Source organism: Geomonas propionica, assembly GCF_016458235.1.
In the GTDB taxonomy this organism is placed as follows: domain Bacteria; phylum Desulfobacterota; class Desulfuromonadia; order Geobacterales; family Geobacteraceae; genus Geomonas; species Geomonas propionica.
On sequence record NZ_JAEMHK010000015.1, the window covers coordinates 65268 to 83254 of the forward strand.

Here is a 17987-nt window from a genome sequence, read left to right on the forward strand (position 1 = left end):
AATTAGTGCAATCTGCTGGAGCGCTACCCATTACGGTATTTTCATGCCGCCAAGGCCGGTTTGTCCACATGGTTTTCCACAGGTGCGGTGGATAGAAGAACTACTGCCAGCCGCAATCTACACCGTAAACGCCGCAAAAACCTAGACAGTTGTCCACTTTAGCCCGGTTCCCGCCCGAATCGACAGTTTATTGACACTACTGTACCTCCCGCGACATCCCCGACGCGTCTCACCTCCCGTCTCCTATTTCATAAATCACCCTACTCCCGGTGACTTATGAAATGGGTCTCGCATAAAATTAAAATACACTATCATATAGAGCCTATCTTTCAGATAGATTCAATCAAAACATTGGCAAGTACAAATAATAAAAAGGCCACAGCTAAGTTGTTATTTGCGCAGGAAGGTTTATAAGATTTGGCATGACTGACACAGGCTGCCAGCTCTAGCAGCGGTACCGACCGCAGACCGTAACAGCCCGGCACGGGAACCAGCAGCCACCGGAGCGCTTGTGCTTTTCACCAGCATGAAGACAAAGATGACCCTGGCCGTGTTTCTTCTGGTCGCCGTTCTTATGACGCTCTCCGCCGTGGGATCCTTTTTGTTTTTTGACAAGACCTTTAAAGAAAGTATTTCGCAACAGCAAGCCGTGCTGCTGGACTCGCTGGCCACCCAGATCGATGACCGCATCTTCGACTTCACCCAGGAACTGCACAACCTCTCCGGCCGTCTCACCTCCGATGCGGTGGCTCACCCCGAACAGGCCCAACGCCTGCTGGATACCGAGCAGAGACAACGCGCCTTCTTCGACAACTCCCTCTTCCTCTTTTCCCCCTCCGGCAAACTGGTTGCGGCCACTCCGCGCGACCTGAACTTCATCGGGACGGATTTCTCCTTCCGCGAGTATTACAAGGAGACCGTCAAGCGCGGCGCCACCTACATTTCCCCCCCTTTCGCCTCACTGCAGAAGCAAAGCCGCCCCATCATCATGTTCACCGTCCCCATCTTCAATGGCAACCGCGAGCTTGCCGGCATCCTGGGGGGTAGTATCGACCTGCGCGAGCAACACTTTCTGCGTTCATTGGCCGACCTGAAGTTGGGCAAAAGAGGCTTTTTGTCACTCTACGACAACCGGCGCAACGTCCTCATGCACCCTGACAAGCGCAGGGTGCTGCGCCAGGACCTGCCCGGCACCAACGAGATGCTGGAGCGCGCCCTGAAGGGATTTGAGGGCACCGCGGAGACCATGACGCGGACCGGGATCCCGGTGCTGCGCTCGGTCAAGAGGCTGCGCTCCACCGGCTGGGTGCTGGCGGTCAGCTACCCCGTTGACGAGGCCTACGCCCCGGTGCACGCGGCCCGGAACTATTTCATCGCCGGCTCCCTCATTGCCGCCCTCCTCTCGCTCTGCCTGGTTTGGCCCTTCATGCAGTACCTCACCAAGCCGCTGGTCTCCTTCACCAGACACCTGGAGCAACTGCCGGCCATGGGGGACCTCGCCCAGAAGCTGGCGCCGGTGACCTCCGACGACGAAATCGGGCAAATGGCCCGTACCTTCAACACCATGCTCCTGGAACTTGAGCGCTCGGGGGACTTCTACCTGACGCTGTTCGAGAACTTCCCGGCCATGATCTGGCGTGCCGGCACCGACAGCAAGGTGAACTACCTCAACCGTACCTGGCTCGACTTCACGGGGCGGGAGTTGGCGGAGGAACTGGGTGACGGGTGGGCGACCGGGGTGCACGCCGAGGACCAGGAGTACTGCCTGAAGACCTACCGGGACGCCTTCGCCCAGCGCATGCCTTTCCAGATGCAGTACCGGCTGCGCCACGCGGACGGCAGCCACCACTGGATCATCGATATGGGGAGACCCTTCAACGGCCTGGACGGCAAGTTTGCGGGGTACATAGGGACCTGCTACGACGTGACCGACCGGCTCCTGGCCGAGGATGAGAGAAGGGCATTGGAGCACCAGCTGACCCAGTCCCAGAAGATGGAGGCGATCGGCACCCTGACCGGCGGCATCGCCCACGACTTCAACAACATCCTCACCGCCATCATCGGTTACAGCACCATGATGCAGGTGCAGCTAGGGGAGGATCATCCTCTCCAGGCGAAGGTGCGCGAGATCCTGCGCGCCTCCGAGCGCGCCGCGAACCTGACCCGCAGCCTCTTGGCCTACAGCAGGAAGCAGGTGACCAACCCGGCCGCGGTCGGGCTGAACGCGATCCTCACGAACCTGGAGGTCATGCTGCGCCGCCTGATACCGGAGAACATCGAGTTCAGGATGCACCCGGCGAGCGCAGAGCTTTCGGTACTGGCGGATGCCGGGCAGATCGAACAGGTGGTCATGAATCTCGCCGTGAACGCCCGGGACGCCATGGCCAACGGCGGGGTCCTGAGCATCTCCACGGACCGGATCATCCTGGACCAGGAGTTCGTTTCGGCCCACGGCTACGGCCTCCCCGGGAGCTACGCCCTGATCACGGTAGCCGACACCGGCATCGGCATGGACGAGAAAACCAGGGACAGGATCTTCGAGCCCTTCTTCACTACCAAGGAACCGGGCAAAGGGACCGGCCTGGGGCTGGCGATGGTGTACGGCATCGTGAAGCAGCATTCCGGGTTCATCAACTGCTACAGCGAGTTGGGACACGGCACGGTGTTCAGGATCTACCTCCCCCTGATCGACCCGCCCACCCCCAGCGAGTGCATCGCTGTCGATGATGTGGTGCATGGCGGGGAGGAGACCCTGCTCCTGGTCGAGGACGACGCGGTGATCCGGGAGATGGTGCGGGAGCTCTTGCGCGATTTCGGTTACCGGGTGATCACGGCGGTGGACGGGGCCGATGCCGTGGAGAAGTTCCAGGCTGCCGCGGGGAGTGTGGCGATGATCATCATGGACGTGATCATGCCCCGCATGAATGGCAGGGACGCGTACCAGGCGATATCCGCGATATCCCCCGGCGTCAAGGTCATCTTCATGAGCGGCTACACCGCCGATATCATCACCGATACCCTGACCATGGGGGACCCGCGCCATTTCATTTCCAAGCCGATCAAGATCAACGAACTGCTGGCGCGGGTAAGGGAATTACTGGACGAAAGGAACTAACGGCTGTTCTAGGTTCTACGTTCTAGGTTCTACGTTCCCAAAAGCCACAGGCAAATCCCCCCTGTCCTCCCCTTTTGCAAAGGGGGGGACTCTGTTTCAGGTGCGGCGCTTCGTAGGCAACATTTTTCGCTAGAGAAACTTTGGAGTAGGTTGAGGAGTTGTAAAGGCGGGAGGAGACGACACAAAAAAAGCGGCGGCTCTCCTGCAAGGTGAACCATGCAGAAGCAGCCGCCGCCAACGTAGAACGTAGAACCTAGAACGTGTTTTAGATCTTCCGGACCTCCGCCAGCAGCTCGGTCAGGTTGAGCCCCTGTTGCACCGGCTCGGCAAAGGCGCCGGCACCGGCACGATACAGGTCGAAACGCGGGGTCCGCCCCGCCTGGTCGCTCACCAGCCGCGAGGCGACGATCCCCGCCTGCGCCAACTGGGGCTGGGCACAGCAGTTCGGGCAGCCGGAGATGGCCCAGGAAAGCTGGAGCGCCGCATCCCCTAGCTCCGCCACCACCGCCGCCGCCACTTCCCGGGTCGCGGCAAGCCCCATGATGCACTCGTGGTTGCCCGGGCAGACCCGGAACACGACCCGCTCAGCAGCGCTTTCATTGGCGAACCCCGCCTGCGCCAGCGCCAGGAGCGCCTCGTTGCGGTCGCCCCCCTGAGCCAGGTGCATCACCACGGTCTGGTTCCCCGTGACCATGAGCATCCCGCCGCAGAACCTGCCGGCGATGTCCGCCAGCGCGGCCAGGCCGTCCGCGGAGAGTTCGCCCGCGAAGACGTGCGCCTCCAGACGATCCTCATCGGCTGCCGGCACCGGCACCAGGCTCCCGGTCAGGGTCAGCGCCGGTGGCGGCAACTCCTCCAGTGCATCCCCCAGCACCCTGCGCCGGAACTCCTCCTGTCCTATCTGCCCCACGAGGTACTTCAGACGCTTGGGGGGCGGCGTGTTCGCCTCGTACTCCACCAGCACCCTCTCGATCAGCGGCAGCAGGGCATCCTCGGCAACGCCCTGGGCCAGCAGAAAACCCGGTACCGGCTCGCGCCCCAGCCCCCCGGCGGCATAAACGTCGTAACGGGAGCGGCCGTCATCGGAAGCGGCGGGGATAAAGGCCAGGTCCTGGATCAGGTGCCTCTTGCTCGTCGTGTCGGCTTCGACGCCGATCTTGAACTTCTTGGGGAGCTTCTCGAAGCGGGGATTGCCGGTGAAATGCCGGTGGATCCTCCTGACCAGCGCCTCCAGCGCCGGGGCTCCCGCAGCCGACAGGCTGCCGCAGATGACGCCGCGCACCGCGCCGCCGCAGGCACCGCGGTTGTAGAGTCCCACCTGGGCCAGCTGTGCCGCCACCACCGGGAGGTCCGCCTCGGTGAGCCAGTGCAGCTCTATGCTCCCCCTGGTGGTGAGGTGAACCAACCCGCGCGCATGACGCCGGGCCAGTTGCGCCACCTTGAGGGCCTGGTCGGCGGAGATGATGCCCGCGGGAAGCTTGACGCGCTGCATGAAAAATTCCTTCTGACGCTGGGGGTAGATCCCCTCGAGGCGCAGGTTCTTGTCGGTCATGGTCTGTGTCTCCTGGTGGTTCCGTCTGCCGGCTGCGGCCGGCACACGATACTACCTTTTTTGACCGGCTCCGTCATCTGGAAAAGCTGGTCGCGTAAAAACCCTTCAGGGACATCCCGGATGCGCCGATGAGGTAGAGGTGCCTCCGGCCAGGTTGGCTGAGCCGGTGCGGGCACCATATCGAAGCCGCACGGACCAACGCATCATGAACGAATTTCCCGACCAACCCGAAATACTCGTCGTCGACGACAGCGCCGCTGTCCGCAAGTACGTAGGTTCCTTGCTCGCGACGGCGGGGTACCGCGTCCGTGAGGCCGTCGACGGGGCCGGCGCCCTCGCCGCCCTGCAAACGGCGCAGCCGGACGTGGTGCTCCTCGACGTGGAAATGCCCGGTCTGTCCGGCCTGGATGTCCTGCGCACCCCGGCCCTGCACGACCGCATCTATTCCGTCATCCTGTTCACCACCCAATCCACCCAGGATCAGATCGCGGGGGGTCTCGACCTCGGCGCGGACGACTACGTGGTGAAACCCTTTCAGGCGGTCGACCTCCTGGCCAGGATCCGCGCCGCGGTGCGCAGCACCCGCCAGAAATCCGCCTTGGCCCGTGCCCGCCAGGAAATGGAGCAGACCCTCGCCAAACTGCAAAAGACCCAGAGAAAACTGGTCGAACAGGAAAAGGTGGGGGCCGTGGCGCGTCTGGCCGCCGGCGCCGCCCATTACATCAACAACCCCCTCGGCTTCGTCATGAGCAACCTGTCGACGCTGGAGCGCTATGCGGTGGCCCTGCAAAAGCACGCCGCAGCCCTCACCGACTTGCTGCACACCGTAGCCCCCGGCAACGAGGAACAGATCGCCGAGTTGGAGAAGAAGCACCGTTTGCGCCAGATCAACCTGGACCTCCCCGCGCTGCTGCAGGAGACCCGGGAGGGGGGGGGGCGCATCGCCCTGATCGTGCAGCAGATGGCACAGCTCGAGCTGGGACTGGCCAACCAGGGGGTGGAGAAATTGGACCTGATCAGCGTGATGAAGCCGCTGGTCGAAATGATCACGGTCCTCGCGCCACCGGGAACCGAGGTGCACTGGTCCCAGCCCAAGGAGGACATTCGCGTCGAAGGGTCGCTGACACTGCTGAACACGGCATTGATCGCGCTCCTCAAAAACGCCTGCGAGGCGCTTGGGAGCACCCCGGGTAGCATCAGCGTCTCAATCAGTTCCCAGCAGGAGCTGGCCGAGATCACCATCTCCGACAGCGGTCCCGGCATACCGCAGGACCAGATCCCCTTGCTCTTCGATCCCTTCTTCACCACCAAGTCCCCCGACAGCCACGTCGGGCTTGGCCTCACCATCGCCCAACGCTTCATCGCCGGCCACGGCGGCCGCATCCTCATTTCCAGCGACGCCTCCGGAACCTGCGTCCGCGTCGAACTCCCTTCGCCCCCCCCGGCACCCCAACAGATTAACTTAAATTAATCCTGAGAATTCGACCACTTAGACCATATTTCGCTCAAGCGGGGGGCATTTTCTCCGATAGGTGAAGCAACGCCTGGTGCCAGGCACGCTGCGGAACAACGGTTCCTACCCGCGTTGATCACCCAACTTTTAGACCGGCATTGACATGAGGATCAAGACCAAGATATCCGGCCCGATATTCCTGCTGGTGGCACTCCTGATGGGGGTGCTCGCCTTAGCGGGATACCAGTACCTCGCCCATGCCCTGAAGCTGAGTGTGGCCCGGCAGCATGCTGCCATGCTCCGCATGGCCAGCAGGTACATCGACGACGAGTTGCTGCACTCCAGGCAGATGCTGGAGTTGCTCGTCAAGGGGATCGACCCCGCCCGGATGCGTGACCGTCACGCGATGCAGCGTGAGCTGCAGCAGATGCAGATCGCCCGCACCTTCTTCAACGGAGGGCTGGAGATCTTCGATGACCATCGGCGCAGCGTCGCTACGAGCCTCGCCGCGCAGAGCAGCCCCACCGGCCGTGGCAACGGCTACGCGGCATTGGCGCTGGCAACCGGCAAATCCTCGATCTCTCCTCCCTACCTCGCCGAGACCGCCCCGCATCGTCCCATCATCAGCTTGTGGATTCCCATCCTGCGCCCCGACGGCAGCGTTGCCGGCCTTTTGGCCGGGCACCACGATCTCACCCGGGACAACGAGACCGACCGGGCGCTGCACACCGTGGGGCAGCGCGGCCGCCTGCTCGTCCTGGAGCGCAACCGCACCATCATCTGGCATCCCGCCCCCTCCCGCGTCATGGCACACCTCGCCCCCGGCGAAGACCCCGGCATCGATGACGCCCTCCAGCGCAACCGGCTGTCCGAGGGAGAGGTCCGCGATGCCAATGGGGAGACCTGGGTCACCACCGCCACCCCCCTGACCAACGCCGACTGGATCGTGGCGATCCAGCACCCGGAGTCGGAGTCCTACCAGCCGCTCATCGACGCTCGCCTCTTCTTCCTCGGCGCCCTTATTGCCCTCTTGCTGCTCACCCAGATCGCCCTCCGGCGCCTGATCCGGCACATCACCCAGCCTTTGTCCCTCCTGGTGGACCACATCCGCAGCCTTCCGCAGAAAAACGGCGCCGAGCGCTGGCTCACTCTCGACACGGGGGACGAACTAGAGCACCTGGCCTCGACGGTGAACAGCATGGTGGAGGAGATGGACAAGCGGCAGGAAGCCCTGAAGGAGAACCAGGAGCTGTATCGTATCATCGCCGAGTTCACCTCTGAAATCGCCATCGTTTGCAACCCGGACGGGTCGTTGCGCTACATCTCCTCCAACTGCCAGGGGGTCACCGGCTACGCCGACAGGGAGTTCCTCGATGCCCCGGAACTCCTGTCGAACATCATCCCCCCCGAGGACCGGGACATGTGGCAGCAACGAAACCTCTGCGCCAGGGAAGGGAAACCGGCGGCCCCGGTGGAGCTACGTCTCATCACGCGTCAGGGTGACGCGCGCTGGTTCAAGTACACCTGCCGGGCCGTGAACGGGGCTGACGGTGAGTACCTCGGGTTGCGCGGCAGCTTCAGGGACATCACCCAGGACCGGGTGCTGGAAGGGATGCTGGAAACGGAGCGCCGCTTCGCGGAAAACCTACTGGAGAACACCTCGACGCCGCTGTTCGTCATCGACGCGGACCACCGGATCATCGTATGGAACCGCGCCATTGCCGAGATGACCGGCATGCCCGCCAACGAGATGCTCGGTACCCAGCGCCAATGGCAGCCGTTTTATCCGGAAAATCGCCCCACCCTGTGCGACGTAGTCCTATCCGGCGACGTCTCACGGATAGGGGAGTTCTACCCCACCTACAGCAGCGACGTGGTCATGAAAGGCATCATCAGGGCGGAAGGGTGGTACCGCAACCTCAACGGCCGAGACCGCTACCTCTGCTTCGACGCCGCGCCGGTAACCAGGGACGGCAAGGTCGTGGCGGTGGTCGAGACGCTGTACGACATCACCGAGCGCGCGCGGGCCGAGGAGTCGCTACGCCTGTTCTCGCAGGGGGTCGAACAAAGCGCCAGCACCATCGTCATCACAGATGCCGATGGCGTGATCCAGTACGTGAACCGGAAATTCTGCGAAGTGAGCGGCTACAGCAAGGAGGAGGCGCTGGGCAGGAAGCCGAGCATACTGAAGTCGGGCCGGCTGCCGGATCAGGAGTATAGGGAACTGTGGGAGACCATCACCGCCGGCAGGGAGTGGCACGGCGAATTCTACAACAGGCGCAAGGACGGCACCTTCTACTGGGAAAGCGCCCTCATCTCCCCCATCTGCGATCAGTACGGCAAGGTGACCCACTACCTGGGCGTCAAGGAGGAGATCACCGCCCGCAAAGACGCCGAGCGTCAGTTGCTCAAGAACCAGGCAGAGCTGGTGCTCAAGCACGAGCAGCTCTCCGAGCTGTTCCGCCAGGTCGAGAAAGGGAAACGCGAGTGGGAACAGACCATGGATTGCGTGGACGACCTGGTGGCCATGGTTGATGACCAGGGGAAGGTCAGGCGCTGCAACCGCGCCTTCAAGCTCTTGACCGGCAGCTCCTACTCCAGGCTGGTATCGGTCAACTGGCGCGAGCTTTTGAGCGGGGCGGGCATGAACCTGGAGCCGCTGGAGACAGGCCACAGCGAGCTCTACCACGAGGCGAGCGGGCGCTGGCTCACCCTGACGACCTACCCGTACGGCGACCAGGGGTGGCAGGTGATCATGCTGCACGACCTGACCGAGATCAAGCAGGTCTCGGAGGAACTGGTCGCCGCCTACCAGGAGCTGAAGGCAACCCACTCGCAACTGTTGCAGCAGGAGAAGATGGCCTCCATCGGCCAGCTTGCCGCCGGCGTGGCCCACGAGATCAACAACCCCATGGGGTTCATATCCAGTAACCTGGGCACCATGGTGAAGTACCTGGAGCGGCTCGAAGGCTTCCTGGAGATCCAGTCCAACAGCATCGCCGGGGTGGCGCCCGAACCGGTGCGCCAGGGGATCGAACAGGCCCGGAAGAAGTTCAAGGTGGACTACATCCTCGGGGATGCCAAGTGTCTTCTGGCCGAATCCCAGGACGGGGCGGAGCGGGTGCGCACCATCGTTCAGAACCTGAAGAGCTTCTCCCGCATCGACGACGCCCAGGCGACCTGCGTCGACTTGAACGAATGCCTGGAAAGCACGGTCACCATCGCCTGGAACGAGCTCAAGTATAAGACCACCCTGGTGCGCGACTACGGCGAACTGCCTCAGGTGAAGTGCCTGCCGCAGCAGCTGAACCAGGTATTCCTGAACCTCTTGGTGAACGCCGCCCACGCGATCGAGAAGCAGGGGGAGATCACCATCCGGACCCGGCGGGCAGGGGATGAGGTGCTGATCGCCTTCTCCGACACGGGCAGCGGCATCCCCGACGAAATCAAGAGCCGCATCTTCGAGCCCTTCTTCACCACCAAGGAGGTGGGCCAAGGAACCGGACTCGGGCTTTCCATCAGCTACGACATCATCAAGAAACATAACGGGAGCATCGAGGTGGAGAGCAGCGTCGGCATCGGCACCACCTTCACCATCCGGCTCCCGATCGAAGGGGTGACCTCAGATGACTGACCAGACTCGGATATTGTGCGTCGACGACGAACGCAACGTGCTGCGCGCCCTGGAGCGGATCTTCCTGGACGAGGATTACGAGATCCTTACCGCCGCCTCCGGCGAGGAGGGGCTGCTGCTACTCGAGGAATCCCCCCAGGTCCAGGTCGTGATCTCGGACTTCCGAATGCCCGGGATGAACGGCGTGGAGTTCCTCAAGGAGGTGTGCGCGCGGCACCCGGAGACCATCAGGATCGTCCTCTCCGGCTACGCCGATACCGCCGCGGTGGTGGCGGCCATCAACGAGGGAAAGATCTACAAGTTCATCCCCAAGCCCTGGAACGACGACGAGCTGAGGATGACGGTGGCGAAGGCGCTGGAACACTTTGAGATCCAGCGCCGCAACGAGCAGCTGGCCGAGGAGTTGCGGTGCAAGAACGAGGAACTGCGCGAGCTGAACGCCGACCTGCGGCTGCGGGCGAGGGCGTGCAGCTGCGGCTTTATGCAGGAGTACGGGTCGCTCTTGCATGCGGCGGTCGCCCTGGACTACCTCCCCCTGGGAGTGCTGACCCTGGACGGCGGCGGCACCGTGCTGCAGATGAACCGGGAGGCGGCACACCTGCTCCAGGTGGGGTGCCACGAGCTGGTCGGGAAACGGCTCGCCGAGGCCCTGCCGCCTCAGTTGGCGCAACTGGCCGCAGATGTCGGCCGGCTGGCACCCGGGGGCTGGACCCTGCAGGCCGGGGGGGCGCAGCTCAAGCTGGAGGCGCTCCCGCTCAGCCAGGGAGAGGGAGAACTCCTCATTACCATTGCGCCGGGGGGCTGAAGGACGCCGCGCCCACCGACACCACGAGATTGCCATAAAGGACGAAGGACATGGACAAACTGTCGCAAAGCGAACCCCATAAAGTGCTCCTGGTCGACGACGAGGAGAACATCACCCGCTCCATTGCGCGACTCCTCCTGGAACAGGAACTGGAACTGGAGGTGCTGCGTGCGGTATCGGGAGCCGAAGGACTGGAGCGGCTTACCGCACACCCGGACGTGGCCCTCATCCTCTCGGACCAGCGCATGCCCGGCATGACCGGGGCCCAGTTCCTGGAACAGGCGAAGACCCTGGCGCCCGATGCGGTGCGCATGGTGCTCACCGGCTACGCCGACATGGCGGCCACCATGGACGCCATCAACAAGGGGGGGGCGTCGCGCTACCTTTTGAAGCCCTGGGACGACGAAGTCCTGGTGCGCACCATCCGGGAGGGGGTCGAGCAGTACCACCTGGTCCAGGAGAACAGGCGCCTCACCGCGCTGGTGGAGCAGCAGAACAGGGAACTCTCCGCCTGGAACGACAACCTGAAGAGCCGGGTCCTGGAGCAGACGGCGACCATCAGGCGCCAGAACGAGGAACTCAAGGAGCGCAACCGGCGCGTGACCCACTCCTTCCGCGAGACCATCCTCGCCTTCTCGCGCCTCATCGAACTCCACTCGAGCCGGCTGCAGGAGCATACCAGGAACGTCACCGAGCTCAGCGTCAGGATCGCCCGCGATCTGAAACTCTCCGACCAAGAGGTCGAGACCGTGCGCACGGCGGCGCTTCTGCACGACGTCGGGGTGATCGGCATCAGCCAGGACATCCTCCAAAAGCAGATGTCCGCCATGAACCGGGAGGAGCTGGGCATTTTCCTGCAGCACGCGGTGCGTGGCCAGGCCACGCTGGATGCGGTCGAGGACCTGCGCGAAGTCGGCATCCTGATCCGGCACCACCACGAGCGCTACGACGGCAGCGGCTTCCCCGACGCGCTGGCGGGGGGCGAGATCCCGCTGGGGGCCCGGATCATCACCATGGCCGACTTCGTGGACCGCGAGCTGACCGAGCTGGGCGGGGACGACCCGGTCGCCGCGCTCCTGGCACGCATGGGGCAGGAGCGCGGGCGCGGGCTCGACCCGGAGATCTTCCCGGTCGTTGAGCGGCACGTGCGGGCCCTGTACCTCCCCACCTACTCGCGCCGCGCCGAGGTGGCCGAGAAGGAACTGCGCCCCAAGCAGCTCCTGGAAGGGATGACCGTGACCCGGGATCTGCGCACCGGGTCGGGAGCCCTGATCCTGGAGCGCGGCACGGTGCTCGACGCCGGACGGATAATGGCGGTCGGGCGGGCCTACCAGGTCGACCCACCCGCGGGAGGGATCTTCGTCAGCTGGGCCCCCTCCGGGGGGAGCGAGGGGAGCGCGGCCCGGTTCACGGCCAGCGTCCCGGTGGCCGAGCAGGAGGTGGCGCCCGACCGGCTCGCGGAGGGGATGAAGCTTACCCGCAACCTCTACAGCGGCACGGGGCTGTTGCTCCTGACCGAAGGGACGGTGCTGAACAGCGGCACTCTCGACGCGGTGCTGCGCTACTACCGGATCGACCCTCCCTCCTGCGGGGTATGGGTGGTCGAAGAGCGGCGCAAATAATCGAGTACAACATAAGGGGTGCATGGTGCCGAAGCAGGTCAGCGAAGGGCCGGCGCCCCCGGCAAGCGGGAATAAAATACGGGGCCGCGGCGACAACGCCGGGTCCGCTGCGAGGTGAATCATGTCCACGCCGGGAGAAGGCGAACAGAGCATATTGATCGTAGATGACGAGCCGCACGTGATCTCGGCCCTGATGCGGGGGCTGGACGAGGAGCCCTACCTGATCCAGGGGGCCCCGGGGGCGAAAGAGGCGCTCGATCTCATGACGCGGCGCCATTTCAAGGTGGTGATCTCGGACGAGAAGATGCCGGGGATGGACGGGGCGGAGTTCCTGGGGATCGTGAAGGAGCTGTACCCGGAGACAGTGCGCATCATGCTGACCGGCCATGCCAGCATCGAGGCCACCATGCGGGCGGTGAACAGCGGCGAGATCTACCGTTTCTTCACCAAGCCCTGGAACGACACGGAACTGAAGTTAGCGCTGAAGAGCGCGCTGGAGAAATACGACCTGGAAGAGGAAAACAGGCGCCTGTTGAAGACGGTGAAACACCAGTCGCGGGAGCTCAAGTACTTGGAGAAGAACTACCCCGGCATCTCGCAACTGCGCAGGGAGGCCGACGGCGCCATCAGGATCGACGAGATCTCCCAGGAGGAGATCGACGGCATCATCGCCCGCTGTAACCAGTAGCGCTAGACTTCGCGGAGCCGGCCGGCGCCCGCCGCCGGCTCCGTCCCTTCCGCCCCCCCTCACCGTCACCCGTCACCCGTCACTCCGCGACGTCACACCACGGCCGCGCCCGCGCCCGGCTGTTCTCCGCCTTAGGGATGTCCCACGGGGAGCGTGATCTTGAACGTTGTGCCCAGGCCGGGGGTGCTTTCCACGGTGATCTCGCCGTTGTGTTTCCGGATGATGTCGTAACTGATCGACAGCCCCAGCCCGGTCCCCTTCCCTACCTCCTTGGTGGTGAAGAACGGTTCGAAGATCCGCTTGATGACGTCCGGTGCGATCCCAGTTCCGGTATCGCTCACGGAGACGAAGACGTTCCCGCCTTCGCTCCAGGTGCGGACCACGATCTCCCCGGCATGTTCGATGGCCTGGGAGGCGTTGACCAGCAGGTTGAGAAAGACCTGGTTCAACTGCTGCGGGTAGCAGCTGACCAGGGGGAGCGCCGCAAACTCCCGTGTCAGGGTGGCGACGTACTTGATCTCGTTCCAGGCGATGCTGATCGTCGTCTCCAGGCATTCGTTCAGGTCGACCAGTGAGTATTGGAGCTGGTCCACACGGGAAAAGTTCTTCAGGTTCTGAACGATATGCTGGACACGCACTCCGCCTTCCAGGGATTCGGCGATCAGTTGCTTGCCGTCGGTGAAGATGTGGTCGATCTTCAGCTGCCTGCGCGCCTGGGCCAGGGACTCCGAGGCCGCCTCCCCCCCTTCCCCGCGGAGCGCCTCTTCCTGGGCCGCAATGAAATCCTGGAGGCGCCCCAGGTACTTGTCGAGGGTGGAGAGATTGCTGGTGATAAACCCCATCGGGTTGTTGATCTCGTGGGCGACGCCGGCGGCGAGCTGCCCGATGGAGGCCATCTTCTCCTGCTGGGTCAGGTAATTGTCCTTCTCCCGGTTCTTGACAACCTCTTCCTGCACCCGCGACTCGAGGGTCAGGTTCAGGTCCTCGAGCTCCCCTGCGCGTTGCTGCAGCGCCTCCTTGGCCGCGGTCAGTTCTCGGACCCGCTCCGAGATGGCCCGGGACATGGTGTTGAACGCGGCCCCCAGCCGCCCCACGTCATCATGCCCCTCCCACACCGGCGCCGGCGTCAGGTTCCCTTGGGCGACCTCAAGGCTCGCCCTGGTCAGCGAGGCCAGGTGCCTGGTAAGCCAGTACCCCAGCAAGGTCAGTATCACCGTGGAGAGAATCACCTCCATGGCGGCGATGGTCCCCCCCTGCAGCAGCAACAGGTGCCGCGCGGCGACGATCTGCGAGAGATCCAGGCCGAACTGGAGGGTACCCAGGGGCTGTCCCGTCTGTACGATGGGGACGCGCACGTCGTAACGCGGCCCTCCGCCCCCCTGGAACAGCTGGAAGCTCGTGCTGGGAGGGGGGAGTGCCTGGTTGCTCCCCCAGCCGCTGGAGGCGACCCTGCTCCCGGCGCTGTCCTGGATCGCGATGTATTTCACCCCGCCTGCCCGCCGGCTCTCGTCGATGACGGCCTGGACGGTGGCGAAGTCCTGCTGCGCGAGCGGTGCGGTGAGGGCGGCGATCAGAACGGGCGCGATCTGCTCCGCCTGCCACCCGGCCTGCCTGGTCATGGCGCCGTGCAGCAGCCGCAAGCTGTTGAACACCATCACGCACAGCATCAGCGCCTCGATGCCGATCACGAGCATCAAAAGGCGCCCCCGCACCGTGGACCAGGGAGCGAGCGCCCTCATTTTTCCGCTTTCTTCAGCAGCCTTCTGACCTCGGCCGCATACCGGTCCATACCCTCCAGCTCCCCGCTGTGGAGCCTTCGATATCCACCGAGCTTGTTGCTGTCGAAATAGCGTTTCCCCTCCGCCGTTTCGGCGAAACCCCACAACGCTGCATTGATGGCCTTTTCACGGGTCGCCCAGCGCTGGTTCAGCAGGTACACCCTTCCGGCAAGGGGGGCGCTTTCGGCGATGATGCGCAACTGGCCTTGCAGTTCCGGCCGCAGTTTCTGGAAATTGGCCAGGGAGGTGAATCCGGCGGCGGCCTCACCTGCCACAAGAAGCTGCGCCACGCTGTCCGAGGCGCTGACGTACTTGACGGGTATGTCGAGGTGGTTTTGGGCCAGCCAGTGCTCCCCCCACAGGGTGACCAGCGAGGCCGCGCTCAGACCGAGTACCTTCTGCCCCTTCAAGTCAGCCGCCTTGGTGACGCGACTGTTTTGAGGCACTATGGCGACCGCCTTGAAATCGGCCTGGTAGGTGAGTTGCGGCAGGTACTTGGCGTCGTTCTGGAGCAGCCGGGCCTGGTGGCCGGTGGTAACGGCAAGGTCGTATTTCTGTGCGAGGGCACGCCTGGCGAACTCGTCGAAGTCCGGCGCCGTGACCACCTCTACCGGCATGTTCAGGCTCCTGCTCAGGTAGAGTCTCAGCGGCTGATACATCTCAAGAATGACCCGGGCGCTGGTATGGGGAGCGACTCCGATCACGAATGCCCCCTGGGCGGACGCGTACCAGGGCGCAAACAGCAAAAAAAAGGCGAAAACAAAGAGAGAGACCGCGTTCTTCATCATTCCTCCTTGCCGCACTTTCCCTTGGAACTTCTAGGCGTGGGGAGAGTGAAACGGGTATCTACCGTTTCGGAGCCGAGAGGAAAAACTTGAAAAAGAACGTCATGGAAGAGGCTGGGGGGAGCCAACGGGGTCGGGGAGATGGGGATGAGGAGGTCATCGGCCGGCGCAACCGGCAGGGGCGGAGGCTAGATGACCCGGTCCCGCCCACCGCTCTTGGCCTGGTAAAGGTTCAGATCGGCGCGCTTCAACACCTGCAGCAGGTCGTCGTCGCTGTGCTGGACGTTGGCGACGCCGGCGCTGGTGGTGATCCGCAGGGTTTCGCCGTCAATCAGGAAGGGTTCCTCACGGACCAGCGACCAGATCTTGTGCGCCACGCTGAGCGTCTGTTCCCGGCCCGAGCCCGGCAGCACCACCAGGAACTCCTCGCCTCCGAAGCGCCCCACGGAGTCGTAGCTGCGCAACGAGGCGGTGACCCTCTCGGCGAACTGCTGCAACAGGTGGTCGCCGGCCAGGTGCCCGTACCGGTCGTTAACCTGTTTGAACCGGTCGATGTCGATCATGATGAAACCGACCTCGGAGTCGGCCAGTCCCTTCTCCCTGCGGCGCTGGGCGCGCGCGAACTCCCTGCGCCCGATCAGCTCGATCTGCATCTTGTTGAAGGTTCCGGTGAGCCCGTCGATCAGGGTCTGCTTCCTGAGAACCTCCTGGGTCTCCTTCAACTCGTTGGTGCCGCGCCGGATCAGCACGAAAGAGATGCCGAAGACCACCATCAGGATGCCGCACAACGCCCCGAGCGAGACAAGCGCCGCGTTCATGGTCTGCTGGCGGTACTTGGTGACGTCCATGTAGACTTCGAAACTCCCGATCACCTTGCCGCGGGCGCGGATGGGGATGTAAGTCTCCACCACGTCCACGTTGAACTTGAGTTCGTCGGCGAGGTCCTTCACCTCTTCCTTGCGCTCGAGCTTGGAGTCGAAGGCGCCGGCCAGCGCGCGGGCCAGCCGCCGGTTGCCGCGGTTCACCTCACCGATCAGCTTGGCCTCGGTGCTATACACGATGCGGTAATCGGACGAGTAGATCTTGATCTTGACGATATCGAAGGGGGCCAGGAACCTCCTGAGGTCCCGGTCCAGGATGAAGAAATTGTCCGGCACCACCTCGACGACGACGCTGCCGTCGCTCCTGACCACGGTGAAGCGCGCCCGCTCGTTCTCGGAAAGGGCGGTGCTGACCTTGATGGCGTCCTCTTCCGCGCTGTCCACCAGGTTCTTTTGCAGCACCTGGTAGAAGGCGTAGCCGGCCAGTGAGGTGATCACGATGATGGAAACCAGGGCGACCGTGACGAACAGGCGCAGCAGGGAATCCGGATCCTTCTTGGCATCGGCACTAAATATGGCGCGGAAGTACTTCACGGTCAGTCCTTGTCCGGGGTGCCCCGGTGTTGTGCTTTCACGCCCAGCGCCAGAGCGACAGGATCAGCACGATCAAAAATACGATGGTCAGGTTCATGTAGGCCATGAAGAAGAAGACCCGCTCATGCAAGGGAGCTTTGCGCTGGGTCACATCAGCCAAGCTCCCGACCTCGGGCATGCCCAGCACCTTGTCGGACCCGTGCGGCGCCAGTTTAAGCGCCTCCGTCAAGTCCTCGCCGCAATGGTGCCGCCCCATGTGCACCCCTTCTTTCCAGAGCCGGCTGGCGCTCGCGTCGTAGAGGTGGCCTTGGTAGGCAAAGTAGGCGGGACGCCCCTCCTTGCCGTCGAAGGAGGCCAGCTCGTCGAGGGTGAGTTCCTTTCCGGACGGGAGCGCCACCGGTTCACGGCGTTTCCCCCGGAGCTTGGGCCCGATGACCAACACCACGTAAGCGGCGGAGAAAACCATTACCAGGTAGAGGGATATCTTGACGAGCAGCAGCACCCCGAAACGGGTGTGCAGCAACATGTCCAGGGAAGTAACCCGGAAGTGGGTAAGAATGGCGCCGGTGATCCCCATGACGACCATGGAGAGCACGCCCACCTTGACCTCGCCGCGAGGCAGTCCCCCCGCCGCATAGGCAGGTTTAAGGACCAGATGCACGTAGAGGATAGTGCCGAACCACAAGATCGCGATCAGCATGTGCAGGTAGCCGGTCAGGAAGCGCACCACCTTGCCGGCGGTGCCGATGCGCGGCGCCTCGGCTTTCACGGCGCGCGCGGCGGCGAATTCCTTCCCGGCAGCGGTCAGTTCGCCGCCGCCCGCCGGATCGACATGGCAGGCGTCGCAGCTCTTCCCGGTCTGCTGTGCGTATATCTCAGTGGCGCGGGCGGGGAGTGCCGGAGCGGCAAGAGAGGTGAAGAGCAGGAAAAGTAATGAGAGGAGCAGACCTTTCATGCGGACTGTATAGCCTTATTCTCCAATAAAGTCAACATATTGGGCGTCTCTTAATTGAGCCCGAAACCCCCTCGCCAGACGTGGCCGTCGACCGCGACGCCAAGCATGCGGCATTATTAATTAATTTCACGCGCCCCGCCACCCGGGCGTTGAAAACGCAGCGGCATCCCGGTACAATAGCACCC

General features: G+C 63.5%; 11 protein-coding genes. 6 read left to right on the forward strand and 5 right to left on the reverse strand.

Annotated features, from left to right (window positions below):
- Positions 1 to 511: 511 nt before the first annotated feature.
- Positions 512 to 3115: a cache domain-containing protein gene (locus JFN90_RS17935; RefSeq protein ID WP_199396491.1), complete on the forward strand. Its 2604-nt coding sequence runs from the start codon at positions 512 to 514 to the stop codon at positions 3113 to 3115.
- 265 nt (positions 3116 to 3380) lie between these two features.
- Here JFN90_RS17935 and JFN90_RS17940 read toward each other — a convergent pair whose 3' ends face one another.
- Positions 3381 to 4667, reverse strand: a complete 1287-nt coding sequence (locus JFN90_RS17940; protein ID WP_199396492.1) for a nitrite/sulfite reductase — start codon at positions 4665 to 4667, stop codon at positions 3381 to 3383.
- A gap of 205 nt (positions 4668 to 4872) precedes the next feature.
- On the opposite strand from JFN90_RS17940, the gene JFN90_RS17945 reads away from it, so the two are divergent.
- From JFN90_RS17945 to JFN90_RS17965, 5 genes are all read left to right on the forward strand, one after another.
- A complete protein-coding gene (locus JFN90_RS17945) occupies positions 4873 to 6138 on the forward strand; it encodes a sensor histidine kinase (protein ID WP_199396493.1) in 1266 nt (421 codons plus the stop codon).
- Positions 6139 to 6283: 145 nt separating this feature from the next.
- Positions 6284 to 9754, forward strand: coding sequence for a PAS domain S-box protein (locus JFN90_RS17950; protein WP_199396494.1), 3471 nt, complete (start codon positions 6284 to 6286; stop codon positions 9752 to 9754).
- On the forward strand, positions 9747 to 10559 hold the full coding sequence (locus tag JFN90_RS17955) for a response regulator (protein WP_199396495.1): 813 nt from the start codon (positions 9747 to 9749) through the stop codon (positions 10557 to 10559). Before JFN90_RS17950 ends, JFN90_RS17955 begins: the two co-directional genes overlap by 8 nt.
- Before the next feature lie 50 nt (positions 10560 to 10609).
- Positions 10610 to 12181: an HD domain-containing phosphohydrolase gene (locus JFN90_RS17960; protein ID WP_199396496.1), complete on the forward strand. Its 1572-nt coding sequence runs from the start codon at positions 10610 to 10612 to the stop codon at positions 12179 to 12181.
- A 121-nt stretch (positions 12182 to 12302) separates the two neighbouring features.
- Entirely contained in the window at positions 12303 to 12869 is a 567-nt protein-coding gene (locus JFN90_RS17965; RefSeq protein ID WP_199396497.1) for a response regulator, read from the forward strand.
- A gap of 131 nt (positions 12870 to 13000) precedes the next feature.
- Here JFN90_RS17965 and JFN90_RS17970 read toward each other — a convergent pair whose 3' ends face one another.
- The 4 genes from JFN90_RS17970 to JFN90_RS17985 form a co-directional block, all read right to left on the reverse strand.
- Positions 13001 to 14608, reverse strand: a complete 1608-nt coding sequence (locus JFN90_RS17970) for an ATP-binding protein (RefSeq protein ID WP_199396498.1) — start codon at positions 14606 to 14608, stop codon at positions 13001 to 13003.
- Positions 14605 to 15351, reverse strand: coding sequence for a phosphate/phosphite/phosphonate ABC transporter substrate-binding protein (locus JFN90_RS17975; RefSeq protein ID WP_328755764.1), 747 nt, complete (start codon positions 15349 to 15351; stop codon positions 14605 to 14607). The genes JFN90_RS17970 and JFN90_RS17975 overlap by 4 nt, the downstream gene beginning before the upstream one ends.
- Positions 15352 to 15620: 269 nt before the next feature.
- The gene (locus JFN90_RS17980) at positions 15621 to 16847 is read right to left on the reverse strand and encodes a sensor domain-containing diguanylate cyclase (protein WP_199396500.1); all 1227 of its coding nucleotides are present in this window, start codon (positions 16845 to 16847) and stop codon (positions 15621 to 15623) included.
- Positions 16848 to 16884: 37 nt separating this feature from the next.
- The gene (locus JFN90_RS17985; protein ID WP_199396501.1) at positions 16885 to 17802 is read right to left on the reverse strand and encodes a CopD family protein; all 918 of its coding nucleotides are present in this window, start codon (positions 17800 to 17802) and stop codon (positions 16885 to 16887) included.
- Positions 17803 to 17987: the final 185 nt, after the last annotated feature.